General features: G+C 66.8%; 23 protein-coding genes. 10 read left to right on the top strand and 13 right to left on the bottom strand.

Annotation, left to right across the window (positions count from 1 at the left end):
- Positions 1–20 precede the first annotated feature (20 nt).
- Both ABD301_RS05245 and ABD301_RS05240 read right to left on the bottom strand, forming a co-directional pair.
- On the bottom strand, positions 21–2009 hold the full coding sequence (locus tag ABD301_RS05245) for an ABC transporter ATP-binding protein (RefSeq protein WP_425551888.1): 1989 nt from the start codon (positions 2007–2009) through the stop codon (positions 21–23).
- Entirely contained in the window at positions 2006–3739 is a 1734-nt protein-coding gene (locus ABD301_RS05240) for an ABC transporter ATP-binding protein (RefSeq protein WP_344307652.1), read from the bottom strand. Before ABD301_RS05240 ends, ABD301_RS05245 begins: the two co-directional genes overlap by 4 nt.
- A 167-nt stretch (positions 3740–3906) precedes the next feature.
- On the opposite strand from ABD301_RS05240, the gene rnhA reads away from it, so the two are divergent.
- Complete coding sequence (gene rnhA, locus ABD301_RS05235) at positions 3907–4350, top strand: ribonuclease HI (protein ID WP_163569867.1); 444 nt, start codon at positions 3907–3909, stop codon at positions 4348–4350.
- Between the two features lie 5 nt (positions 4351–4355).
- Here the strand turns inward: rnhA and ABD301_RS05230 are convergent, their stop codons facing one another.
- Together ABD301_RS05230 and ABD301_RS05225 are read right to left on the bottom strand one after the other, a co-directional pair.
- Positions 4356–5159, bottom strand: coding sequence for an SDR family oxidoreductase (locus ABD301_RS05230; RefSeq protein WP_279581298.1), 804 nt, complete (start codon positions 5157–5159; stop codon positions 4356–4358).
- A 5-nt stretch (positions 5160–5164) separates the two neighbouring features.
- Positions 5165–5959, bottom strand: a complete 795-nt coding sequence (locus ABD301_RS05225; RefSeq protein WP_344307649.1) for a Rossmann-fold NAD(P)-binding domain-containing protein — start codon at positions 5957–5959, stop codon at positions 5165–5167.
- A gap of 78 nt (positions 5960–6037) precedes the next feature.
- On the opposite strand from ABD301_RS05225, the gene ABD301_RS05220 reads away from it, so the two are divergent.
- The 3 genes from ABD301_RS05220 to ABD301_RS05210 all read left to right on the top strand — a co-directional run bounded on the left by ABD301_RS05220 (position 6038) and on the right by ABD301_RS05210 (position 7649).
- Positions 6038–6610, top strand: coding sequence for a TetR/AcrR family transcriptional regulator (locus ABD301_RS05220; protein WP_344307647.1), 573 nt, complete (start codon positions 6038–6040; stop codon positions 6608–6610).
- Positions 6611–6685: 75 nt separating this feature from the next.
- The gene (locus ABD301_RS05215) at positions 6686–7222 is read left to right on the top strand and encodes an EF-hand domain-containing protein (RefSeq protein ID WP_163569795.1); all 537 of its coding nucleotides are present in this window, start codon (positions 6686–6688) and stop codon (positions 7220–7222) included.
- Between the two features lie 130 nt (positions 7223–7352).
- Positions 7353–7649: a hypothetical protein gene (locus ABD301_RS05210; RefSeq protein WP_163569796.1), complete on the top strand. Its 297-nt coding sequence runs from the start codon at positions 7353–7355 to the stop codon at positions 7647–7649.
- Here the strand turns inward: ABD301_RS05210 and ABD301_RS05205 are convergent.
- Entirely contained in the window at positions 7642–8406 is a 765-nt protein-coding gene (locus ABD301_RS05205) for a hypothetical protein (protein ID WP_344307644.1), read from the bottom strand. The two genes, ABD301_RS05210 and ABD301_RS05205, sit on opposite strands and share 8 nt — an antisense overlap.
- Positions 8407–8546: 140 nt before the next feature.
- Between ABD301_RS05205 and ABD301_RS05200 the strand changes: the two genes are divergently transcribed.
- The gene (locus ABD301_RS05200) at positions 8547–9500 is read left to right on the top strand and encodes a LysR family transcriptional regulator (RefSeq protein WP_344307642.1); all 954 of its coding nucleotides are present in this window, start codon (positions 8547–8549) and stop codon (positions 9498–9500) included.
- A 41-nt stretch (positions 9501–9541) separates the two neighbouring features.
- Here ABD301_RS05200 and snpA read toward each other — a convergent pair whose 3' ends face one another.
- The 3 genes from snpA to ABD301_RS05185 all read right to left on the bottom strand — a co-directional run bounded on the left by snpA (position 9542) and on the right by ABD301_RS05185 (position 11316).
- Positions 9542–10216: a snapalysin gene (gene snpA / locus ABD301_RS05195; RefSeq protein ID WP_344307640.1), complete on the bottom strand. Its 675-nt coding sequence runs from the start codon at positions 10214–10216 to the stop codon at positions 9542–9544.
- Between the two features lie 75 nt (positions 10217–10291).
- Entirely contained in the window at positions 10292–10888 is a 597-nt protein-coding gene (locus ABD301_RS05190; RefSeq protein ID WP_344307638.1) for a class I SAM-dependent methyltransferase, read from the bottom strand.
- Positions 10885–11316: a hypothetical protein gene (locus tag ABD301_RS05185; protein WP_163569799.1), complete on the bottom strand. Its 432-nt coding sequence runs from the start codon at positions 11314–11316 to the stop codon at positions 10885–10887. Before ABD301_RS05185 ends, ABD301_RS05190 begins: the two co-directional genes overlap by 4 nt.
- 144 nt (positions 11317–11460) lie before the next feature.
- On the opposite strand from ABD301_RS05185, the gene ABD301_RS05180 reads away from it, so the two are divergent.
- Complete coding sequence (locus tag ABD301_RS05180; RefSeq protein WP_163569800.1) at positions 11461–11739, top strand: DUF2277 domain-containing protein; 279 nt, start codon at positions 11461–11463, stop codon at positions 11737–11739.
- Between the two features lie 67 nt (positions 11740–11806).
- Here ABD301_RS05180 and ABD301_RS05175 read toward each other — a convergent pair whose 3' ends face one another.
- A complete protein-coding gene (locus ABD301_RS05175; RefSeq protein ID WP_344307635.1) occupies positions 11807–13264 on the bottom strand; it encodes an MFS transporter in 1458 nt (485 codons plus the stop codon).
- A 96-nt stretch (positions 13265–13360) separates the two neighbouring features.
- Here ABD301_RS05175 and ABD301_RS05170 point away from each other — a divergent pair, with 96 nt between their 5' ends.
- Entirely contained in the window at positions 13361–16291 is a 2931-nt protein-coding gene (locus ABD301_RS05170; RefSeq protein WP_344307633.1) for an ATP-binding protein, read from the top strand.
- Here ABD301_RS05170 and ABD301_RS05165 read toward each other — a convergent pair.
- Positions 16278–17015 (bottom strand): enoyl-CoA hydratase/isomerase family protein, encoded by a 738-nt coding sequence (locus ABD301_RS05165; protein WP_163569803.1) that lies wholly within the window; start codon positions 17013–17015, stop codon positions 16278–16280. The genes ABD301_RS05170 and ABD301_RS05165 overlap by 14 nt on opposite strands.
- 22 nt (positions 17016–17037) lie before the next feature.
- A complete protein-coding gene (locus ABD301_RS05160) occupies positions 17038–17958 on the bottom strand; it encodes an oxidoreductase (RefSeq protein WP_279581307.1) in 921 nt (306 codons plus the stop codon).
- 111 nt (positions 17959–18069) lie between these two features.
- Here ABD301_RS05160 and ABD301_RS05155 point away from each other — a divergent pair, with 111 nt between their 5' ends.
- Positions 18070–18663, top strand: coding sequence for an acyl-CoA-like ligand-binding transcription factor (locus tag ABD301_RS05155; protein WP_344307772.1), 594 nt, complete (start codon positions 18070–18072; stop codon positions 18661–18663).
- Between the two features lie 55 nt (positions 18664–18718).
- Positions 18719–19918: a GNAT family N-acetyltransferase gene (locus tag ABD301_RS05150; RefSeq protein ID WP_344307631.1), complete on the top strand. Its 1200-nt coding sequence runs from the start codon at positions 18719–18721 to the stop codon at positions 19916–19918.
- Here the strand turns inward: ABD301_RS05150 and ABD301_RS05145 are convergent.
- On the bottom strand, positions 19915–20709 hold the full coding sequence (locus ABD301_RS05145) for an alpha/beta fold hydrolase (protein WP_344307629.1): 795 nt from the start codon (positions 20707–20709) through the stop codon (positions 19915–19917). The genes ABD301_RS05150 and ABD301_RS05145 overlap by 4 nt on opposite strands.
- Positions 20710–20952: 243 nt before the next feature.
- Here ABD301_RS05145 and ABD301_RS05140 point away from each other — a divergent pair, with 243 nt between their 5' ends.
- Positions 20953–22230 carry a ThuA domain-containing protein gene (locus tag ABD301_RS05140; protein WP_344307627.1) on the top strand — a complete coding sequence of 426 codons (1278 nt, stop codon included), beginning with the start codon at positions 20953–20955 and terminating at the stop codon, positions 22228–22230.
- Positions 22231–22281: 51 nt separating this feature from the next.
- On the opposite strand, the gene ABD301_RS05135 is transcribed toward ABD301_RS05140, so the two are convergent.
- Positions 22282–22674, bottom strand: coding sequence for a nuclear transport factor 2 family protein (locus tag ABD301_RS05135; RefSeq protein WP_163569807.1), 393 nt, complete (start codon positions 22672–22674; stop codon positions 22282–22284).
- Positions 22675–22725: the final 51 nt, after the last annotated feature.

Below are 22725 nucleotides of genomic sequence, written 5' to 3'. Positions count from 1 at the left end.
CGTCGATGCGGTAAAAGGGGCTACTCGACTTCGACGGCGGCTTGGGCGAACTGGGCCGCATAGAGTCGCGCATATGCACCGTGGGCGTCGAGCAGCTCGGCATGGCTGCCCTGCTCGACGATGGTGCCGGACTCCATCACCAGGATGAGATCGGCATCGCGGATGGTCGACAGCCGGTGCGCGATGACGAAGCTCGTACGCCCCTGCCGGAGCGAGTTCATCGCGCGCTGGATGAGCACCTCGGTTCGGGTGTCGACCGAGCTGGTGGCCTCGTCCAGGATCAGGATCGCCGGTGACGCGAGGAACGCCCGGGCCACCGTGATCAGCTGTTTCTCGCCGGCGCTGACGGTCTCGCCCTCTTCGTCGATGACGGTGTCATAGCCATCGGGAAGGGTCCGCACGAACCGGTCGACGTGCGTCGCCTTCGCGGCCGCGACGATCTCGTCGCGGGTCGCGGAGGCGCAGCCGTACGCGATGTTCTCGGCGATGGTGCCGCCGAAGAGCCACGCGTCCTGCAACACCATGCCGGTCTTGGCCCGCAGGTCCTCGCGGGTCATGGTGGCGATGTCGACGCCGTCCAGGGTGATCCGGCCGCCGGTGATCTCGTAGAACCGCATCAGCAGGTTGACCAGCGTGGTCTTGCCGGCGCCGGTGGGTCCGACGATCGCGACGGTGCTGCCTGGCTCGACCCGCAGCGACAGGTCGTCGATGAGCGGCGTCTCCGGGTCGTACCGGAAGGAGACGTGCTCGAAGGCGACCCGTCCGTGGGTCTTCTCCAGTCGTACCGGCTCGACCGGGTCCGGGTCCTGCTCCTGCGCGTCCAGCAAGGCGAAGACCCGCTCGGCCGAGGCGACGCCGGACTGCATCAGGTTGGCCATGCTGGCGACCTGGGTGATGGGCTGGGTGAACTGCCGCGAATACTGGATGAAGGCCTGCACGTCACCCAACGACAGCGAGCCGCTGGCCACCCGGAGCGCGCCGACCACCGCGACGAGCACGTAGTTCAGGTTGCCGATGAACATCATTGCTGGCTGGATCAGCCCGGAGATGAACTGGGCCCGGAAGCTCGCGTTGAACAGGGTTTCGTTGTGCTGGTCGAAAATCTCCGCCGACTCGGCCTCGCGGCCGAAGACCTTGACCAGCGAATGCCCGGTATACATCTCTTCGATGTGGGCGTTCAGCCGGCCGGTGGTGCTCCACTGCTTGATGAACTGCGGCTGCGCCTGCTTGCCGATCCGGGCCGCGACGAACACCGAGATCGGGACGGTGACCAGCGCGATCAGGGCCAGCAGCGGGGAGATCACCAGCATCAGGATCAGCACGCCGACAATCGACAGCAGCGAGGTCACCACCTGGCTGAGCACCTGCTGCAGCGACTGCTGCAGGTTGTCGATGTCGTTGGTGACCCGGCTGAGCACCTCACCCCGCGGCTGCTGGTCGAAATACCGCAGCGGGAGCCGGGCGAACTTCGCCTCCACCTGCTGGCGCAGGTCGAAGACCGCCCGCTGCACGACCGTGGTGGTCAGCCGGCCCTGGAAGAGGCTGAGCACGGACGCACCGACGTACAGCGCCAGCACGATCAGCAGGACTCGGCCGACGGCGTCGAAGTCGATGCCGTGGCCGGGCACCAGGTTGACCGACTTGAACAGGTCCGCGAGGGTGTTCTGGCCGGTCGCTCGCAGGTGGGCGATGGCGGCCGCCTTGGTGGTGGTGGCCGGCAGCGAGGCGCCGATGACACCGGCGAAAATCAGGTCGGTGGCCTGGCCGAGGATTTTCGGGCCGATCACGGTCAGCGTCACACTGATCACGCCGATGACCAACACCGCGGTGATCATCAGCCGCTGGGGACGCAGCAACTGCAGCAGCCGGCGGCCGGAGCCCTTGAAATCCAGCGCTTTCTCGGTCGACATGCCACCCATGAAGCGGGCTGGGCCGGGGCCCGGCGCTGGGCCGAGGGCGCGCTTGGGAACGGCCCTTTCGCCCTGCACGGTGGGGGCGGGGGAACTCATGCTGCCTCCTGCTCGGTGAGCTGGGAGAGCACGATCTCCCGATAGGTTTCGTTGGTGTCCATGAGCTCGCCGTGGGTGCCGGAGCCGACCACCCGGCCCTCGTCCAGCACCAGGATCCGGTCCGCGTTGCGGATGGTGCTGACCCGCTGGGCGACGATCACCACGGTCGCCTCGGACGTTTCCCGCGCGAGTGCCCTGCGCAGCGCTGCGTCGGTCGCGTAGTCCAGCGCCGAGAAGGAGTCGTCGAAAAGGTAGATCTCCGGGCGGCGTACGAGAGTTCGGGCGATGGCGAGTCGCTGCCGCTGGCCGCCGGACACGTTGGTGCCGCCCTGCGCGATCGGCGCGTCCAGGCCCTCGGGCATCCGCTCGACGAAGTCGCGGGCCTGGGCGATCTCCAGCGCGTGCCAGAGCTCCTCGTCGGTGGCGTCCGGCTTGCCATATCGCAGGTTCGACGCGACCGTCCCGGAGAACAGGTAGGGCTTCTGCGGCACGAAACCGATCGTGTTGGACAGCACGGTCGGGTCCAGCTCCCGTACGTCGATGCCGTCCACCAGCACCGCGCCGGCGGTCGCGTCGTACAACCGCGGCACGAGGTTGAGCAGCGTGGTCTTGCCGCTGCCCGTACTGCCGATGACGGCCGTCGTCTCACCCGGCCGGGCCAGCAGGTCGATGCCGCGCAGCACCGAGTTCTCAGCGCCGGGGAAGTGAAACTGGACGCCCCGCAGCTCCAGTTGGCCATGCGTCGGGACCGCGGCGACTGGCTGGACCGGCGGCACCACACTGGGCTCGGTGTCCAGCACCTCCTTGATCCGCTCGGCGCACACCTCCGCGCGCGGGACCATCATGAACATGAAGGTCGCCATCATGACCGACATCAGGATCTGCAGCAGGTAGCTCAGGAACGCCGTCAGCGCGCCGATCTTCATGTCGCCGCTGGCGATCCGGTGGCCGCCGAACCACAGCACCGCCACGCTGGACACGTTCATCACCAGCATGACCACCGGGAACATCAACGCCATCAGCCGGCCGACGCCGAGCGACACGGTCAGCAACTCGGTGTTGGAGCCGGTGAAACGCTCGCGCTCGTTGGTGTCCCGCACGAAAGCGCGAATGACCCGGATGCCGGTGATCTGCTCACGCAGCACCCGGTTGATCCCGTCGATCCGCTCCTGCATCAGCCGAAAAAGCGGCCGCATCCGGCTGATGATGAGGCTCACCGCGATGGCCAGCACCGGCACGATGATCAGCAGCAGTGAGGACAGCGGCACGTCCTGGTTGAGGGCGAGGATGATGCCGCCGACGCACATGATCGGCGCCGACACCATGAGGACAAACGTCATCAGGGCCAGCATCTGCACCTGCTGCACGTCATTGGTCGTACGGGTGATCAGGGTCGGTGTGCCGAAATGGCCGACCTCACGGGCGGAGAACTTCTGCACTCGATGGAAGACCGCGGCCCGGACGTCCCGGCCGACTGCCATCGCCGTACGCGCGCCATAGAGCACCGCACCGGCAGAGCAGACGATCTGCACCATCGACACCACGATCATCACCCCGCCGATGCGCAGGATGTAGCCCATATCGCCTTTGACAACGCCGTAGTCGATGATGTCCGCGTTCAGGGTTGGCAGGTAAAGCGCCGCCAGGGTCTGCAACAGCTGGAGCAGCACCACCAGTGCCAGCGGGGCACGATAGGGGCGTAGGAAGTCACGCAACAATCGGATCAGCACGGGAACTCTCGCATCTTCGTCGGCAATTTTTTAGCGGTTACTTCGATCGTCCCACCAGGGTGCGACGAGATCGCGGACGCCGCCACCGTACGGCACCGGGCCCGATGCGCCACCGGAATTTCGCGCCGCGCGCAATCGCGGTCGGGGTCCGCCGGTATCTTGCTGGCATGGCAGCTGTGGAGATCTACACCGATGGCGCGTGCCGGCCGAACCCGGGCCCCGGCGGGTGGGGTGCGCTGCTTCGCTTCGGCACGGTGGAAAAGGAGCTCTGCGGCGGCGATCCGGCCGTCACCACCAACAACCGGATGGAGCTGACAGCGCCGATCCAGGCTCTGGAGGCGCTCACCCGGCCGTCCGTCGTGATGCTCTACACAGACAGCACTTATGTACGGTCGGGCATCACTCAGTGGGTGCCGAAATGGAAGCAGAACGGCTGGCAGACCACGGACCGCAAACCGGTGAAGAACGTCGACCTGTGGCAGCGCCTGGAGGCGGCTGTGGAGCGACACCAGGTCGAGTGGCACTGGGTGAAGGGGCACGCCGGCCACCCGGAAAACGAACGAGCCGACCGGTTGGCCGCCCGCGGCCTGGAAGAGGCCAGCGCCGGCTGACCCGCTCACCGGAAGTCGTCCGCGTGGCCGCGAGCCCACTCGGCGTACGTGCGAGCGCGGAATTCGCTCGGTCGGGGGACGAACGGCTGCGGTTCGCCGGGCTCGGCGGAATACGGCTGCCCGCCGAACAGGAACTCGGCGCTCGCGGCAGCCCAGCCACCCTGCCGGCGATAGTGCTCCAGCGCCTGCTCCGCGGTGACCTCGGGCAGCTGGATCGGCTCGCCGATCGCGGCCTCGAGCGCGGCAACCTGGTCCCGATGGCTGAGCTGCTCGGGCCCTACGAACGTGTAAGCGACACCGTTATGGCCGTCCTCAAGGAGCGCCGCGGCAGCGATATCGGCGATGTCGGCCTCGTGCACCGGCTGGTCGACCTGGTCCGGGTACGGATCGATGACCGTGCGGCCGGCTCGTACGGACGGTCCCCAAAGGTGCAGGCTGTTCATCGCGAAGGCGCCGGGGCGTACGTGCGTCCACTCCAGGCCGGACGCCTCGACGGCCTGCTCGACCGGCAGGTGGAAGTCAGTGTCGTGGCCGGTAGTCACCGCGCCGGACGACAGCACCACGATCCGCTCGATGCCGGCCCGGCGTGCGAGGTCGACGACCTCTCGTGCGGTTTCGGCCACTGGGAACAGATAAAGCCGGTCGGCGCCTTCGAAGGCGCCGACCAACGAGTCGGGCTCTCGAAGGTCACCACGTACGGTCTCGACACCTGGTTCCACGGAACCGCGGGTCACCGCCCGTACTTTCTCGCCGGCCGTACGAAGCCGCTCGACCACCAGCCGGCCGACCTGCCCAGTCGCGCCGGTCACCACTGTCACCACAGGTTCTGCCTCCGGAAACCGTCGGAATTTCGGACCACCCAGTCCGCGTAGTTGCCAGCGGGGCGACCCAGCAGCTCTTCGACTGGCATGGCGTCCTCGATGCCCGTATGCCCGTCCACGAGGTCCTTCAGGACCTTGAGTTGCAACTGAATCGCGGCCTCCGGCCAGCCCGCGCCTTCCCACTCGTCGCGGGCCCGCTGAGGGCTGAGCTCTTCGAAACGGATCGGCTGCCCGATCGCGGCGGCGATGGCTTTGACCTGCTCGACCTGCGAAACGCCGGGCGCGCCGGCCAGGTTGTACGCCCGGCCGTGGTGGCCTGGTTCGAGCAGGACGGTCGCCGCGATCTCGGCCAGGTCCGCGTCGTCCAGCAGCGGATACGCGGCCTGCGCGTACGGCGCTCGTACGACCGCGCTGTCGCGGATCGCCGTCGCCCATCGCAGCGTGCCGCTCATCAGCCCAGGTGAGCGCAGGTGCGTCCACTCGACGCCGGACGCCTCCACTGCCTGCTCGACCAGCAGATGATGCCAACAGGCGCGGCCGTACGCGGCTTCGTGGCGAGCTCCGTGCGAGGACAGCAGCACGATCCGCCCGATGCCAGCCGCGACCGCCTGGCCGACGATCGCCTCGACGTCCGTGGGTGAAACGCCAGCCAGAAACAGTCGGTCAGCGCCTTCTTCTCGTACGTGTTCCCCCTTTTGCCGCAAAATCTCGGTCAGGTGCCGGACGACCAGTCCGGACGCCACCGCGCCGATCCCACTCGGCGGGAACGTTTTCATCGTCGTCGTCACACCGACGACGATAGCACGATGGTGCTCCTAAATGGAACATACTTGTTCCGAATTGGACTCTCATGGTACTATGAGGGGGTGAGCACAGATGTCGAGTCCGGTGTTCGAGGTCGGACCCGGCGGGCCATTCTGAGCGCGGCCGCTCTCGCGTTGACCCGCGACCGAAGTGCCACTCTCGCGATGGTCGCTGAGGAAGCGGGCGTCGGGCGTACGACGCTGCACCGCTATTTCGCTGACCGCGAGGAGTTGTTGGTCGCGGTCATCGAAGACTCCTGGCAGGCGGTGGAGAAGTCCGTACGGGACGCGGCGACGGACCAAGGGCCGCCCTTGGAGGCAATGACCAGACTTGTCGCTGCGATGGTCGATGTCGGTGACCGGCTGCTGTTCCTGTTCGGTGACCCTCGGGCGTCCGAAGGCCGCGAACGCCCCAAACCAGACGTTGATCCGGTGCTGGCGCTGATAAAACGCGGCCAGGCCGAAGGAGTGTTCGACCGGCAGATCGACGCGATCTGGATCCGCAGCGTCTTGTGGGGCCTGGTCTACACCGGCTGTGCGGGGGCCAACGAGGCCCAACTGCCCCGGCACGGGGTCGCCCCGACCGTCACCCGCATTCTCTTCCACGGCATCGACACCACGCCTGCCTCCAACTAATAAAGCGTCAAACTTTGAGTGGGCTCCGCCGGGTCGGCCGTCGCGATACTCGGTGTCGACCGAAGGGACGGCGCGATGGCGAGCGATTTCCAGCGGGGCAAGGTGGCCGGCGTGTTCGCGGCGATGGACGAGGACAGTCGCGGTTTCCTGATCGAGCGCGACTTCGCGTCGCTTGCCCAGCGGTGGACGACGCTGCGTGGTCTCGAGCCGGGTACGGACCAATATGAGCGGCTACGCGAGATCATGCTCGGTTGGTGGGCCTCGCTGCGTACGGCTGCCGGTGGCCGAGACCGGGTCACCCTGGACGACGTGATGGCGTTGGTCGACCAGCTGCCGACGATGGTCGACGCGGTCACCGGCACCGCCGACGCGATGTTCGAGGCCATCGACGAAAACTCCGACGGCGAGCTTTCGCCGGCCGAATACCGGCAGCTCATCACCGCGTGGACCGGTCAGGACGCCAACGTCGACGAGATCTTTCCCTTGCTGGACCTCAACTCCGACGGGCACATTTCGCTGGACGAATTCCGCCGGCTGTGGACCCAGTTCTGGGCTGGCGACGATCCGGCCGCCCCCGGGACCTGGGTGTTCGGCCGCTACCGCGTCGGTTGAGCGGCCGTGGGCTCGCCGCTGGCAATGCCGTCAATGCCCGTCAATGCTCGTCCAGGTTCGTCAAGTTTCGTCAACCGGCCGCCGGGCGACCGCAGACTGGGAGCTTCCGGATCGGATCGGAGGCCGACCCATGACCAACCCGGGTTTTCAAGCCCAGCAAGCGGCCCATCAGGCCCAGCAGGCGGCTCAACAACAAGCGCAGGCCAGCATGCGCGCGGCGCAGGACGCGAACCGGCTTTCCCAACAGGGGCACCGGTACGTGCCGAATTCGCACTATCATCCGACCAGGCGAGGCGGCGGTTTCTTCTCTGGCCTCGTCACTCTCGTCTTGCTGGTGGTGTTCCTGGGCATCGCGGTCGTGGTGTTCCGTCAGGTGGCGCCGGAGACTTTCGGTGAGCTGCTGGGGTTGCTGCGACAGATCAGGTGAGACCGAGCACGACCAGGACCGCGGCCAGGGCGTAGCCGGCGATGCCGAGCCACACGACCTGGCCGCGGCGTCGCTCCGACCATCGGGTAAAGGTCAACAGCCAGGCCAAAACCGGCAGCACCAGCACCGCGTGCATGGTGACCGCGTGTTCGGGCTTGAGCGATCCACCGGTCGCGTACGCGAGTTGTTGTTGCCCCTCAAAGACAAGCAGCATGCCCTTCGCGATCATGGCCACTCCTACGGCCAAAGCCGCGTCGAGACAGAGTAGTCCGGCTCGTACGGCCAATCGCATGCTCGGTGCGGTGTCCGGCGCTGAGCGGAAGGACAGGATTGTCAGCGTCACGATGGTGACGACCAGCACCGCGCCGCCGACTGCGAGCGTACGGGCGACAATGCCGTCGAACGTGGTTTCCAGGTTGTAATGCGAAGGAACCCCGCGCCACGCCTGCATGGTCACCAGCGCGACCTCCAGTACGCAGGCCGCGCCGAAGAAACCCAACAACCAGGTGCGCAGCCGTACGCCCATTTTCACGTACGACGCCACCCAGGTGATGGTGATCAGCGTCAACCCGAAGGACAGTCCGAAAGTTGTCGGTTTGCGGAAGGACAGCGGGCCATCCCAGCTGTCACCGCTGATGACCAGCACCAGGAAATGCACGACGCCGGACGCGATCAGCAATCCGCCCACCGCGTAAGTGAGCCGCTCGGCGGTGCTGAGGCCAGCGGTCAGCGCGGCGATGCTTTTGGGACGAGTCATCACACCAGCATCGCCGCTGGCGGGGCCGCTGTCGTGCCGCCAGCGTGGTATCCGGACGTACGCACCTGGACGTAGGTGGAGTTCTATTCCGTGAAATTTACCTTCTGGTGGTGGGTCGATGGCGCCGTTATGGTGATTTGGTGCGATTGGAGGCGCGTCACCTGCGGGTGCTGTGTGCGATCGCGGACGCCGGAAGCCTGCGTAAGGCGGCTGTTCAGCTCGGCATGACACAGCCGGCGATCACCGCTGGGCTGCAGCGAATCGAGGCGGCGCTGGGCGGACCGGCGTTTCTGCGAAACGCGGACGGTTGCCGGCCGACCCCGCTCGGTCAGTTTCTGGTTGCCCGCGGCCGAAACTTACTGGCGGAAATGGATTCATTGTTGGAGGCCGCTGTCGGGTTGGCCGCCGATGGCGAACATCGCCAACTCCGCGTCGGGTGCACGCCCAGCCACGTGACGGCCGGTTGGTTGGAACGCCTACGATCGCTCGCACCGGAGACCGACGTGGTGCTGCACGTGGACAACTCGGCGCGAACGCTGATGGGATTGCTGGACCAACGCCAGCTCGACGTGGCATATCTGTACGAAAACGAGGGATGGTCGATGCCGCCGTCGACGCGGGTGGCCCGCCGGACGGTGATGGTCCGCGAGCCGCAGTCCGTCGCGATAGCGTCCGGGGATCCGTTGGCCGACGCGGAAAACGTGACGTTGACTGATCTCGCCGACTCCTCCTGGGTGATCAATTCCTCCGGCGACGACGAAGCCGCGCACATCCGCCGGGTGTGCGCGGCCGCCGGATTCACTCCCCGGCTGGTCAATATCGGCGATATTCCGACCAGTCGGGAGCTGATCGTACGAGGACACTGCATCGCCGTCTGTCAGCCAACTTCGGTGCCACGGGAGGATCTCGCCGTCCGGCGAATGGCCGGCGACCCGTTTGGTGTGCACCTTTTCCTGGCCTGGCGCCGGGACAGCGTATGGGAACCGCTGGTCCCGGCCGCGTTTGACTTCCTCGTCCAGGAATATGTCGAAGGTGCCGGCCGCAATCCCGAGTACGGCAAGTGGCTAAGTGACAACCCGGCCGCGACAGCGTAATCACCGGCATCGGGGTTGCCCGATGCCGGTGATTTTCTCCCTTAGCTGACCGGAGCGAGCTTGCTCAGGTTGGCGTTGCTCCAGATCGAGTCGACCTGGTTGCGCTCCTGCTGGTCCGGCTGGGTGTTGCGGCAGGACGGGCCGGGTCCGCCGCCGGACATCAGCTCGCTGCACGGACCGGAGTAGTCGTCCGGCAGGCCGAGCACGTGACCGGTCTCGTGGGCCACCACCCGCTGCGAGTAGTACTCCTGGTTCTGTTGGTAGTCCAGGAAAACATAGCCGTGGCCGGAGCCGTCGGTGTCGGCGTACGAACCGCGGGAGTCGTTGCCCTCGTAATAGGAGAAGTCCGCGTTCGCGCCGCCGGCGCTCAGGCGTACGTTGTGCACCGCGCCGTTCCAGATCTGCGCGCTACCGGCGATTTCCGACGCGAAGGTGGGTGCTTGCGACGCATCATAGACGACCGTCACGGCCGTCAGTTTTGGTGAGGCTGCCCGCTTTTTGGCGACCGAGCGCAGCACTGCCTGGAGAAACGCACGGTTCGCGGCGGCCTCCGCCGCCGATCCCGCGTAGGTGCCGCTGAAACCGGACACCGACGTGCCACCCGGCGCGACGAGTCCGTCGCTGGAGCCGGCCTGCGCGGGAGTCGCGAACATCGCCATCGCCATGGCGGTCGCGAGGCTCAGCAGTCCGAGAGCGATGGATTTCGGACGTCTCATGGGAGGGCTCCTCACCCTGGGCAAAGGGATACATCCGCATTATTAAGCGCTTTGCCGGCGATGGGGCTATCCCGATCAGCGATCATACGGAGTTATCGCTCTCGCGGAGGTAGCCGGCCTGTGATGGCAGGAGAGCGTTTTGGCGCCGGTGAATGCGAAGACGAGCCGGGTGTTTTGCACTCCCCACTTTCCTTTGACCTGTTGGAAGTCGCCCAGGGCTTTGCTCTTCATGATTTTCCGGTAGCCGAGATAGTTCACCCGCCACAGGAACAGCACGAGTTGTCCACCGGGTCGCAGCACCCGAGCGGCCTCGGCGAGCCCGGCGTCCGGGTTGTCGAATTCCTCCAAAGAATAGCTGTAGAACACCGTATCCACGCTGTCGCTGGAAAACGGCAGGCTCTCCCCTCGAGCGCAGACGGCTTCGAACCCGCCCCGCGCCTGCAGTTTCAGCACCGCGCCGGGGTCGGGATCCACCGCCGTCAGCTGTCCTTTGTCGCCCAGGTGCCGGGCCAGGTGATCGGTGTAGAAGCCGGCGCCGGCGCCGACTTCCACCACCGTCCCAAAAGGGGGAATCCAGCGTACGTCCCGAGTGGGCAGGTCACCGCCGAGAATGCGTCGAAGCCATCCCACGCTGATCAGTTGATAAGCCGCCGCCGGCGTGTGCCACCTCATCGCACACCTGCCAGCGAAGCCGGCTGGCCGACTGTACGCAGCGACCGTACGGAGAACCACATCGCGGCTCCCGCCAACGGCAACTCCAGCAGGAATGCCTCGGCGATGGCGATCACCAGATCGGATCCGGTGTTGGACGTACAAATGTCGAACCAGGAATCGGTGCACATCAGGCCAGCGGTCACGCACATCGCCGCGATTGCCCGGGAATCCCGCCGAAAAAGCAGAACAGCCGCGGTGCCGGCGCCGACCGCGATGGCCAGGTCCAGACCCACCCACGCGGTCGACCAGCGCTCGGCCAGCATGGTGGGTGGCAGGGTATTGGCCAGAAAGACAATCCAGGGAAGCAAAATAATCGCGACCGCGGCGGCGACGGTCGCGGCCACCGGAGAACGCCGGTCCTCACCGGTAAAAGGTGTCGTAGTCATGCATTTGAGCTTCCTGCGAAGAAGATCCGCAAACGATCAGGCGGCCCCACCGGCTGATGGTCGGGTTAACCCACCCCCGGACCCTCGGGTCACCCGTCTTTCGTTCGCTCTCGACCGGCGTTGATCAGGCGTTACGATCGAGGCATGTGTCGAAACATCACCACTTTGCGTGGGTTGGAACCGTCCGCGACCGACGACGAAATCGAGGCGGCCGCGCGGCAGTACGTCCGGAAGGTCAGCGGCGTGCAAACCGTCACCGATGCGACCCATGACGCGTTCGAGGCGGCGGTGGCGGAGGTGACCGCGGCGACCACCAAACTGCTGGCAGCGCTGCCGGCTCGCCGCCAGCCCCCGGCCACCGTGCCGCCGCTGCGCCGGCCCGAGGTGCAGGCCCGGATCGCGGCCCGGGCCGCCAAGGGCTGACCCGCGAGGCCCCAGGTAACGAAACGGCCCGGTTTTGTGAACCGTATCGTTACCTTCGGGGACCTGGTTAGGCTGCCGAGTTCGTCGGGCGGAAGGACACCGCGACGGCGACCGCGAGGATGGCGACGACGACGGCGCCGATCCAGCCGGCCGCGTGGAATCCGCTGGTGAAAGCCGCCCGTGCGGTGTCCAACACGTCGGCCGGTACGTTCGCCGCGACCGCCGCCGCCAACGACTCCCGTGCCCCGCCGGGCAGCGCCTGACCTCGGTAAACAGCATTGCTGACGCTGCCCAGAACGGCGATCCCGAGGGAGATACCCAGCTCGCTGGCGGTCTCCGACATCGACGCCACCGATCCGGCGCGCTCGGCAGTGGCGGCGGCAATGGTCTGGTCAGTGCCGAGCACCCAGGTCGGCGCGATGCCGAAGAAGACGATGACGATGCCGGTCAGCGCGACCGGCAGCCCGCCGGTGGCGGGGATGTGGGCGAGGACGACGAAACCGAGCAGCGACACCACCAGGCCGCCAGTGATCACGTACGCGGGCCGAAAACGGCGGGCGATGACCGGCGCCAGCAGCGAGCTGACGATCATCCCGAGGCTGTCCGGGACCAGCCAGAAACCCGCGTGCAGTGCTGACAGGCCGGCCACCAGCTGCAAGAACTGCGCGAACAAGTACGAGACGCCGCCGGCAGCCGCGCCGCCCAGGAGCAGGACGACGAGTCCCACCGCCACCGCCGGAGTGCGGAAGAGGCGTACGTCCATCAGCGGGTTCTTCGACCGCAACTGCCGTACGACGAAAGCCGCCCCGACGCCTAGCCCGAGCACCAGTGCCAACGCGGGCACCAGCCGCAGACCCGTGTTGGCGATCTCCTTAAGGCCGTAGATGACCGGCAGGATGGCTCCGAGCGACAGCAAAACGCTGATCAGGTCGATCCGGCCGGCCGTCGAGTCGCGCTGTTCGGGCAGCAGGATCGGAGCGGTGACCAGCAACAACGCCATGACTGGTACGCCCATCAGGAACACCGAACCCCACCAGAACACGCTCAGCAGCACGCCACCAACCAGCGGGCCGATGACCGTACCGACTAGCAGGCAGGTTGCCCACACGCTGATCGCGGTGCCGCGCTGGCGCTCGTTCCGGAACATCCCGCTGATCAGCGCGAGCGTGGACGGCATCAGGGTGGCGCCGGCGATCCCGAGCAACGCGCGGGCCGCGATCAGCATGTCGGCGCTGGTCGAGTACGCGGCGACCACCGAGAACAAGCCGAAGGCGGCGGCGCCGATCATCAGCAGCCGTCGGCGGCCGATCCGGTCACCGAGAGTGCCCATGGTGACCAGGAATCCGGCGATCGTGAAGCCGTAGACATCCATGATCCACAGCAGTTGCGTACTGCTCGCGTGCAGGTCTTTTTCCAGCAAGGGCAAGGCAAGGAACAGGACGCTGAAGTCCATTGCGGCGAGGATGGTGGGCAACGCGAGGACGGCGAGGCCGATCCATTCGCGGCGGGTCGCGCGCTCGGTCATGGTCGCGCTCCTTTCTGAAGGTGGTCTGTGGTGCGACCCTGCGCGTCGCCGCGCACGGTTCGCTGACGGTCGGCCGTGCGCGCGTACGGTGTGGCCATGCGTTTCGGCGTGCTCGGCCCGCTCGCGGTGTGGACCGTCGACGGCCTGCCGGTCCGGGTGCCGGAAGTGAAGGTCCGCGCGCTGCTCGCTGACCTGCTGGTGCACGCCGGTCATCCGGTGTCGGCGGACCGGCTGGCGGACGATTTGTGGGGCGACCGGCTGCCGGCGAATCCGGCCAACAGCTTGCAGACCAAGGTCTCGCAGTTGCGTCGCGCGCTCGCGCCGCACGGTCGGGAGCTGGTCGGCTATGAGCCGGCTGGGTATGTCCTGCGTACGAGCGCGGTGGATGTCCTGCGATTTCAGGAACTTCTCCGGCAGGCCGCCGAAAATGCCGACGTACGTGGGAAAGTCGCGCTGCTGACGGAAGCACTCGCGCTCTGGCGCGGGCCGGCGCTGGCCGATTTCGCCGATGAGGAGTTCGCGCGGCCGGCGATCGTACGCTGGCAGGAGCAGCGGCTGACCGCGTACGAGGACCGGGCGCAGGCCAGCCTGCTGTTGGCTGAGGCTGGGACGGTGGCGGACGAGCTGGCGCCGTGGGTGGCGGTGCATCCGTTTCGGGAGCTGCTGCGGGCGTTGCACCTGCGTGCGCTGGATGCCGTCGGTCGTCGGCGGGAGGCCCTGGACAGCTACCGTGAGCTGCGCAAACGGATGGTCGACGAGCTGGGGATCGAGCCGGGACCGGAGGTGGTCGCGGCGCATCAGGCGATCCTGGAACAGGCACCCGTACGCGTACGTACCAACCTGCCGGCGTCCGTCAGCGCACTCGTCGGGCGCGACGATGCGCGTGACACGGTGCGCCGGCTGCTGGAGACCAGCCGGCTGGTGACGCTCACCGGTCCCGGCGGAGTCGGGAAAACCGCGCTGGCCCTGGAAACCGCCCGGCAGCTGGAATTTCCGGACGGCTGCTGGTGGGTGGAGTGGGCCGCGGTGGAGCGGGACGCGCCGGAGGCGGTGCTGGTCGACGTGGTGTTGGCCGCGCTCGACATCCGCTCCGGCTCCCTCGACGACGTGCTGCGCTCGCGGCTTTTGGTGCTGGACAACTGCGAACACGTCATCGAGTCGGCCGCTCACCTGATCGCGCGACTACTGGCGGTCGCTCCGGACGTACGCGTGCTGGCGACTTCCCGGGAACCGCTGGGCATCGCCGGCGAGCGGGTCTGGGCGGTGCCGCCGTTGCCAGAGTCCAGCGCGATGGAGCTTTTTGTCGCCCGCGCGACCGCTGCCGCGCCAGAGTTTTCCTTGAATGCGGACGATGAACCGACGCTGGCAGCGATTTGTCAGCGGCTGGAAGGCATTGCGCTGGCGGTGGAGTTGGCCGCCACTCGGGTGCGGGCCCTGGGGGTCGCCGAGCTGGCCGCCCGGCTGGATCCGTTTCTCACCCTGGCCAACGGAAAACGGGACGTGCCGGCGCGGCAGCGGACGCTTCGGGCGGTGATCGACTGGAGTTGGGAGCTGCTCAGCGATCCTGAGCGGGCGGTGCTGCGGCGGTTGGCCGTCCACGCCGATGGGTGTGCGTTGTCGGCCGCTGAGGCGGTTTGTTCCGGTGAGGGGGTCGAAAACGGGGAAGTAGTCGACCTGCTGGCCCGGCTCATCGACCGCTCGCTGGTCGTGGTGGCTGGTGCCCGCTATCGCCTGTTGGAGTCCGTCGCCGCGTACGGACGCGAGCAGTTGGGCGCCGAAGCCGTGCGGACTTGCCAAAAACACCTCGCGTACTACCTGAGCCTCGCCGAGCGGGCGGCCCTTGAGCTGCGCGGGAGTCAGCAGCGGCAGTGGCTGTCGCGGTTGGACGTGGAGGCGGCGAACCTCCGGGCCGCGCTGGATTTCGCTGTCCAGCAAGGGGAAGTCGACACGGCGTTGCGGTTGGTCAACGCGCTGGCCTGGTACTGGTTCCTGCGTGGCCGGCTGGCCGAGGCCGTACGATCGCTGGCCGCCGCGCTCGCGCTGGCCGGGGATTCCCGGTATCGGGCCGAAACGGCGTGTTGGCACGTTGGCATCGCGATGCTGGCTGGACAACCCGTACCGGCCTCGCCGTCGATCGCGGATGACAGGGCGCGGTGGTTCTTCGGCTTCGTACGGTCGGATTTCGGCGATCCGGCTGACAGTGAGGCGCTGGTGGCCGAGGCGCTGGCCGCCTTCCAGGCGAGCGGTGATCGCTGGGGGATGGCCGCGGCTCTGAGTACGAGCGCGAAACTCGCGTCGATCCGGGGCGATTTCGTTGGCATGCGGGAGTATGGCGAGCAGAGTCTGGCGATTTTCGCTGAGTTGGGCGACTGTTGGGGACAGTTGCAAGCCACCGAGTGGCTGGGTGAGGTGGCCGAGATCCACGGCGAGTACGAGCTTGGCCGCAAGCTGGGTCGGGACGCGTTGGCGATGGCCGAGGATCTCGGGCTCTGGCCGCAGGCTGCCGACCGGCTGTCGTGGCTCGGCCGGATCGAGACGATGACCGGCGATTTCGTACGGGCACGGGAGCTGCACGAGCGAGCGCTGCGGCTGGCTCGGGAGCAGGGTTACCTGCCGGGGCAGGCCTTCGCCGAGATGAACCTGGGCTGTGCGGCCCGCCGGGAAGGCAAGTTCGACGAGGCTGAGCGGCTGCTGACCGGCGTGTTGAGCAAGCATCCCGATCCTGGGCCGGCGCGGGTGATTTCGCTTGCTGAGCTGGGTTTTATCGCCGAATCGCGCGGCGATGGCAGGGCCGCGCGTACGTTCCACCAAGACGGCCTGGCGGCCGCGCGGGCACTGCGCGACCGGCGGGCCATCGCGACCGCGCTGGAGGGCCTTGCTGGCGCGGAAGTGGTGGATGGGCGAGTCGAGGAGGCCGCACGGTTGCTCGCGTCAGCGGACGAACTGCGGCAGTCGCTGGGATTGCCGGTCGCGGATCGGTTCGACGCGGATCGGATCTCGACCGCGATCGCGATCAGCGGCGGCTGAGGTTTTCCATGAACGTAAGAAGAAGATCGTGCGTGGCCGGCGAGCTCCACTGAGCCAGCACCACCGGGTCGTCGACCGGCTGGACGGCCGCGATCCGGTCGAGCGCGGGGCGCTGCAGTTGTCGTTTGCTGAGCGCGTAAACCTCCGCTGGCACGGCGGCGAGCCGGCCGGCTCGGGCCAGCGCGGTCGGCAACAGGTCGGCCGGCGCCACCACCTCGTCGATTACGCCCATCGACTGGGCGGTCGCCGGGTCCAGCCGGTCCGCGGTGAGCACCAGCCGGGAGGTCACCGGACCGACGCCGTGCCGCATGATTTCCATCGGCACGGTGGGAAAAGGGACGCCAACGGCCAGCTCGGTGAGGCCGATCGTACCGGCCGACATCAGCCTTACGTCACACGCCACCGCGAGGACACAGCCGCCCGCCAGCGCGTGTCCGTTGACAGCGGCGACCACCGGTTTCGGGTGGCCGAACAACGCGGAGGCGGCGACGGTCAGCGCCGGCAGGAACTCCGCCACGTACGCGGCGCCGCCGTCCACGATCCGTTTGAGGTCGACACCAGCGGAAAAGCAGCGGCCGGCGCCGGTCAGCACGACCGCGCTCGCCTCGGCGACCGAAGCGAGCGCGAGGGGCAGCGCGGACAGCAACTCCAGGTCCAACGCGTTGACTGGGCCGTGGTCGAGCTGCAGAACGGCGATCCCGTCCTGTTCGGTGGTCTCGATCATCGGTCCATTGTGACCGGGTGCCTCAGCCCTGGTGGACCGGGAGGTCGAAGCGTACGCCGCTCAGCTCCTCCGACACGTCCCACAGCCGGCGCGCGGTCTCCAGATCCTTGGCGGACTCGACCGGCTGCACGACCTTCGGGTAGCCGCGGGACTCGCCGATGCCGTTAGGGCCGAAGAACTGGCCACTCTCGGCGTCCGGCGCGGTGGCCGCGTACAGCTGATTGAGCGCGCCCATTTCCATGCTCTGTGCGACCACCGTGCTGGCCAGCCGCATCAACTGCCTCGTCAGCCCGGTGGGGCCGGTGGAGGTGAGGTTGGTGGCGGCGAAGCCCGGGTGCGCGAGCAGGCTGCGGATCGGCAGGTCAGCGGCCCGGAGCCGGCGATCCAGCTCGAGCCCGAACTGCACGTTGGCGAACTTGGACTGCGCGTAGGCGTCGGTCGGCGTGTAGCTCTTTTCGCCTTGCAGATCGTCGAAGTGCAGCGAGCCGCGCCGATGCAGGCTGGAGCTGACGGTCACCACCCGGGCGTCCCGGCCGGCCCGGAGCCGGTCCAGGAGCAGGCCGGTGAGCGCGAAGTGGCCGAGGTGGTTGCCGCCGAACTGCGACTCGAAGCCCTGCTTGGTCAGCTCGCGCGGCGGCATCATCACGCCGGCGTTGTTGATGAGTACGTCGATCGGGCCGTCGAAGCCGGCCGCGAAGGCGCGTACTGAATCGAGGTCCGCGAGGTCCAGGTGGCGTACCTCCAGCTCGGCGGTCGGCTGGCCGGCGCGCAGTTTCTCCAGCGCTGCCTGGCCTTTTGCCTCATTCCGTACGGCCAGAACGACGTGCGCTCCGTGCTGGGCGAGGGCCTGCGTGGTGGCGTAGCCGAGGCCACTGTTGGCGCCGGTCACCACGAAGGTCCGGCCGGTCTGGTCGGGGATGTTGTCCGCGGTCCACTTGCTCATTGCCATCTCCTGCGGTGGGGTTCGTTAGACACAGCCTGACGCGAATGGCACTGAGTGTCAAGTTAGGCATGGTGTGGCGTACGCAGCACTGCGTGTAGAGTGAACCGGGTGATGGGAATTTCGCGCAGCATGGCCGAGCGCAAGCGGCAGCTCGTTCGTGACGAGCTGTCCGAGGCCGCGCTGCAGGCCTTTGCCTTCGGTGGCTTCCAAGAGACCACCATCGACCAGATCGCGGCCGCCGCCGGTGTCTCTCGACGTACGTTCTTCCGTTATTTCAAAACAAAAGAAGACGTGATTATCGAATTTCTCAGCGAGGTCGGGCAGTTGGTGCCGGACGCGCTGCGAGCCCGCCCGGCCAACGAGGCGCCGCCGGTCGCGCTGCGGGAAGCGTTCATGGCGATGGTCGAGGTTTATGCGGAGCATCCGGAAAAGGCCATCCGGCTGGCCAAACTCATCCTGGAAACACCCGCGCTGCGGGCTCGCTACCTCGATCGGCAGTTCGAGTGGCAGCAGGAGCTGACCACGGTCTTCGCCAGCCGCGCCGGTGTGGACGGCGACGCTGACCTGGGCCCGGACGTGACGGTCGCGGTCGGGGTCGCCGCCTTTAACACCGCCCTGCTGCGCTGGGTGCGCAGCGACGGTTCCGAGGAGTTGTCCGACCTGCTCGAACGGGCATTAACCCTTGCCGCGCCGGCGATCCGGTAGGTTGCTGCGCATTTACTCGGATGACGGACCCCTGCCCTCGGGTAACAATGGCGAGATGACCGTCGACGTAAAGTTCTTGTCCGAACCTGCCGAGCTGGAACGCGCCGGGCAGGTTTTCCGCACTTCCCTGGTCGGGGTGCGGTCGATGCCCGAAGGCACCGACACTGTTTCCCTTACCGAGCCCGGCCGGATGATCGGCGCCGTGGTCGACGGCGAAATCGTCGGCACGGTGAACTCGTACTCGGCACGGCTGCGAGTGCCCGGTGGCGAGCTGGTGCCGCACGCCGCCGTCACCCACGTGGGCATGCTGCCGACCCACACTCGGCGCGGGATCATCACCAAGCTGATGCGCCGCCAGCTCGCGGATTTCGCCGCGCGCGGAGAGATTATCGCGACTTTGCGGGCCTCCGAGGCGGTCATCTACGAGCGGTTCGGCTATGGCGTGGCCACCACCGCGGCTTCGTACGAGGTGACCTGCGCGCAGGCTCGGTTCCGCGACGGCGTGCCGGCCGGCGGTCAGATTCGGCTGCTCGACCCGACCACCAGTCGGCCGTTCGAGGAGGCTTTTTGCGCGGCCGCCGGCCTTTCCTGGACCGGCGCGATCGAGCGCTACCCGTACTGGTGGCGGCACCAGCAGGCCTGGCCGCAGCCGCTGAGCTATGTCGCGGTGCACGGCCCGGCCGGCGCTGAAGACGGCTATGTCCGGTATCGCCCGCTGGACGTAGACAATTGGTTCGACGGGCCGAAAATTCTCTTTGTCGGCGATCTGGTCGCCACCACCGACCAAGCTTGGGCGGGCCTGCTCCGCCATGTGCTGAGCGTCGATTTGGTCAAACAGGTGAATTTCAACTACCAGCCGATCGACAGCCCGCTGCCGGCGATGATGGTCGACACCCGCGCGGTGCGAACCGCCGCGATCGACGACGAGACGTGGCTGCGGCTGGTGGACGTGCAGGCCGCGCTGGTCCGCCGTACGTACGCCGGCGACGGCGTGGTCACGGTGGCGGTGACCGACGCGATTTTGCCGGAGAACTCCGGAACGTACGAGATCAGCGCGAAGGGTGCGGTGCGTACGGACGCGGTCGCCGACCTGTCATTGGACGTGGCGACGCTGGGCGCGCTCTATCTCAGCGGTCCGCGGTGGCGGCAATTGCAGGTGGCCGGCCGGGTGGTCGAGCACCGCGAGGGCGCGATCGCCGCGGCTGACGACCTCTTCCGTACCGACCGCCCGCCGTTCTGTGGGACGTATTTCTAAGCTGTCAAAGCGAATCTGGTGATGAGGCCGGCCACTTCCGCGGGCGCGAACGTGTTGGCGAGGTGTCGCTGCCCGGCGATGGTGGCCCGCTTCAGTCCGGCGATGCCATTCTCAATGACTTCCAGGCCCTCGAAATAGAGCTCGGCGGTGGTTTCGCCGCCGAGCACGAGCTGCGTCGGTACGCTGATTTTCGCCAGCACGTCATCGGGCGGCGGCATCGCGGCCGCGAAGGCCCGCCCCTCTCGGGGCAGCAGCCGGACGCCGTCGAGCGTGCGTTCCCACATGTGCGGGACAGTGCGCAGAGCCTGCAGTTCCTCGGCGGACACCTGGACGACCTCGGTCAGGAACTGCAGCAGCAACTGATCGAGGTCGTCAGCCGCCACCAAAACCTCGGCGTCGTCCCAAAAATCGACTCGCACCTTGCGCAGTCCCACTGGCGGCTCGTAAAGAGTGAGTGAGCGTACGGCGTCGGTCTGTGCCGCCGCATAAAGCGAGAGGCCGGCGCCGTACGAATGCCCGACGAGGTGCACCGGGGCGCCGGCCGCATCGATCACCGCGAGCACGTCCTCGATTTCGCGCTGGAAGGAATGGTCCGCGCGGTCGCCGCTCGCGCCGCGGCCGCGGCGTTCCACCGAGAGCACAGTGAAACTGGCCGCCAACTGGCGGGCGACCAGCAGCCAGGACGCGGCGTTGCCGCCGGCGCCGTGCACCAGCACGACCGGGTCGCCGGTGCCGGTGGCGGCGAAGGCGATCGGGGTGCCGTCGGCCGACCGGGCCTGCGCGAAACTCATCTGGTCCTCCTGGAAAGGGCTGCGTGGCGATTATCGTGCACCGTGACCGGTGATTGGTCCCCGCGAGTGAACCTTTGTCCGAATCGCTGCCCCAGTGCACCGTTCGCCTGCCTGAACGGGAAAAGCCCTTCTTGACACGTACGTGCGATCAGTCTTAAATCAAGACCCGAACTAAGGCCTGGGTCACAGCTCTCCTCGCTGCGCAGTCATGGACATTCGTTGCTTCGGTGATGGGAGTCGTTCATGAAAGACCGTACGAGACCAGCGAAACTGCGGATTCTGTTGGCGGTGTGCGTGCTGCTCCTGAGTCCACTGATCGGAGCCCACCCGGCCGCCGCGGCGCCGGCCTTCAAAGTGCTGGCGTTCTACAGCAATGTGGACGACCTGGCCCATGACAGCTACGTGAAAGAGGCCAACCTCTGGTTCCCGCGAGCCGGCAGTCAGTACAATTTCTCGTACGAGTCAACGACAAATTGGGACCGGTTGAACTCCCTCACGGCCGCTCAATATCAGGTCGTGCTCTTCCTCGACGACCTGCCGCACAGCGCCGCCGAACAGTCCGGCTTCCAGCGCTACATGCAGAACGGCGGCGCGTATTTCGGCTTCCATGTCAGCGCCTTCACCACCGACGCGGCCAGTTGGGACTGGTATCACAATCAGTTCCTGGGCAGTGGAAACTTCGTTTCCAACACCTGGTTTCCGACCACCGCGGTGTTGAAGGTGGAAGATCGCACCCAACCGGCAACCCGACGGCTGCCGGCCACCTTCGTGTCCGGGATCAGCGAATGGTACAGCTGGTCGAACGACTTGCGGACCAATCCCAACATCCGCATTCTCGCGTCCGTCGACCCGTCCAGCTTCCCGCTCGGCACTGACCCGAACCAGTCCTGGTATAGCGGCTATTACCCGATCATGTGGACGAACAAGAACTACAAAATGCTCTACGCTAATTTTGGTCACAACGCGATGAACTACTCGGCCAACGTCGGCACCTCGTCGACTTTCGCCGATCCCGTGCAGGACGAGTTCATCATCGACGGCCTGCTCTGGCTTGGCGGCGCCAGCCCGTCCGACGCACCGACCGACCAGATCGACCCGGCCGGCTGGTTCACTCTTGTCAACGGCGCCAACGGAAAATGCGTCGACGCCCGCGGTGCCGGCACCGCTAACGGCACGGTCATCCAGCAATACACCTGCAATCAGACGCAGGCGCAGCAATTCCAGTTCCAGACCGTCGGCGGGCCGTACCTGCGGGTCAACAACCGCGCCAATCCCGCCGAGTCGCTGGACGTGACCAGCCGGTCCACCAGTGACGGCGCCGGGATCCAACTCTGGTCGTACAGCAGCGGCACGAACCAGCAGTGGCAGCCAGTCTGGGAAGGTGGCGACACTTACCATTTTGTCAATGAAAACGCCACAAAATGCCTCACCGGATCATCCTCGGGCGATGGTACGCAGCTGACTCAGAGCACGTGTGTCGGTTCGTCGGCGCAGGCGTTCCACCTGACCCGCCAACCCTGATTACCTTTGTCAGCAACGCCCCGTGGCGCAAGCAACGGGGCGTTGCGGACTTTATCCGCGGCCGGGGATGGGCGGTGCGCCGGGCGTACCGGCGACAAAACTCATGTGTACGGTCGACAAAAGCCAGGAATCGCCTGATCGAACGAGGACGATGCTGGCTCGGAGGTCGCTCGGGACGGGGTGGCCGTTGAAGGTGCCGATGGCGTGTTGGCGGACGATGGCGACGGCGGTGTCCTCGTACGAGCGGACGACGACATCGGCGAAGTCATAACTTTCGTACGACATCTGGCCACTGGCGTGCCGGCCAAGCCAGTCCTCTTTGGACAGTGTGAAGCCCAACGGCCCGACGGCGGTGAAGTCGTCGGTCAGGAGCTGGCCGATGGCAGTGGTGTCGCCAGCGCATTCGGCGGCGGCCCAGGTGGTCAGGAATTCTTCGATCTTCATGGTCGTCCCTTTCTCGACAATCGATGTCCTGACCGTACGAACCAACGGCCG

The organism is Fodinicola feengrottensis, assembly GCF_039530045.1.
GTDB classification, from domain to species: domain Bacteria; phylum Actinomycetota; class Actinomycetes; order Mycobacteriales; family HKI-0501; genus Fodinicola; species Fodinicola feengrottensis.
Note: the sequence above shows the minus strand (reverse complement) of the source record. Positions and strands in the feature narration are given on the sequence as shown.

Excerpts from the sequence above, each read along its gene's own strand:
- ABD301_RS05170 (WP_344307633.1), top strand. The coding sequence starts at position 13,361 with ATGCGTTTCGGCGTGCTCGGCCCGCTCGCGGTGTGGACCGTCGACGGC.
- ABD301_RS05215 (WP_163569795.1), top strand. The coding sequence starts at position 6,686 with ATGGCGAGCGATTTCCAGCGGGGCAAGGTGGCCGGCGTGTTCGCGGCG.
- ABD301_RS05160 (WP_279581307.1), bottom strand. The coding sequence starts at position 17,958 with ATGAGCAAGTGGACCGCGGACAACATCCCCGACCAGACCGGCCGGACC.
- ABD301_RS05180 (WP_163569800.1), top strand. The coding sequence starts at position 11,461 with ATGTGTCGAAACATCACCACTTTGCGTGGGTTGGAACCGTCCGCGACC.
- ABD301_RS05165 (WP_163569803.1), bottom strand. The coding sequence starts at position 17,015 with ATGATCGAGACCACCGAACAGGACGGGATCGCCGTTCTGCAGCTCGAC.
- ABD301_RS05185 (WP_163569799.1), bottom strand. The coding sequence starts at position 11,316 with ATGACTACGACACCTTTTACCGGTGAGGACCGGCGTTCTCCGGTGGCC.
- ABD301_RS05205 (WP_344307644.1), bottom strand. The coding sequence starts at position 8,406 with ATGACTCGTCCCAAAAGCATCGCCGCGCTGACCGCTGGCCTCAGCACC.
- snpA (WP_344307640.1), bottom strand. The coding sequence starts at position 10,216 with ATGAGACGTCCGAAATCCATCGCTCTCGGACTGCTGAGCCTCGCGACC.
- ABD301_RS05155 (WP_344307772.1), top strand. The coding sequence starts at position 18,070 with ATGGGAATTTCGCGCAGCATGGCCGAGCGCAAGCGGCAGCTCGTTCGT.
- ABD301_RS05135 (WP_163569807.1), bottom strand. The coding sequence starts at position 22,674 with ATGAAGATCGAAGAATTCCTGACCACCTGGGCCGCCGCCGAATGCGCT.
- ABD301_RS05175 (WP_344307635.1), bottom strand. The coding sequence starts at position 13,264 with ATGACCGAGCGCGCGACCCGCCGCGAATGGATCGGCCTCGCCGTCCTC.
- ABD301_RS05210 (WP_163569796.1), top strand. The coding sequence starts at position 7,353 with ATGACCAACCCGGGTTTTCAAGCCCAGCAAGCGGCCCATCAGGCCCAG.
- ABD301_RS05150 (WP_344307631.1), top strand. The coding sequence starts at position 18,719 with ATGACCGTCGACGTAAAGTTCTTGTCCGAACCTGCCGAGCTGGAACGC.
- ABD301_RS05145 (WP_344307629.1), bottom strand. The coding sequence starts at position 20,709 with ATGAGTTTCGCGCAGGCCCGGTCGGCCGACGGCACCCCGATCGCCTTC.
- ABD301_RS05190 (WP_344307638.1), bottom strand. The coding sequence starts at position 10,888 with ATGAGGTGGCACACGCCGGCGGCGGCTTATCAACTGATCAGCGTGGGA.
- ABD301_RS05140 (WP_344307627.1), top strand. The coding sequence starts at position 20,953 with ATGAAAGACCGTACGAGACCAGCGAAACTGCGGATTCTGTTGGCGGTG.
- rnhA (WP_163569867.1), top strand. The coding sequence starts at position 3,907 with ATGGCAGCTGTGGAGATCTACACCGATGGCGCGTGCCGGCCGAACCCG.
- ABD301_RS05245 (WP_425551888.1), bottom strand. The coding sequence starts at position 2,009 with ATGAGTTCCCCCGCCCCCACCGTGCAGGGCGAAAGGGCCGTTCCCAAG.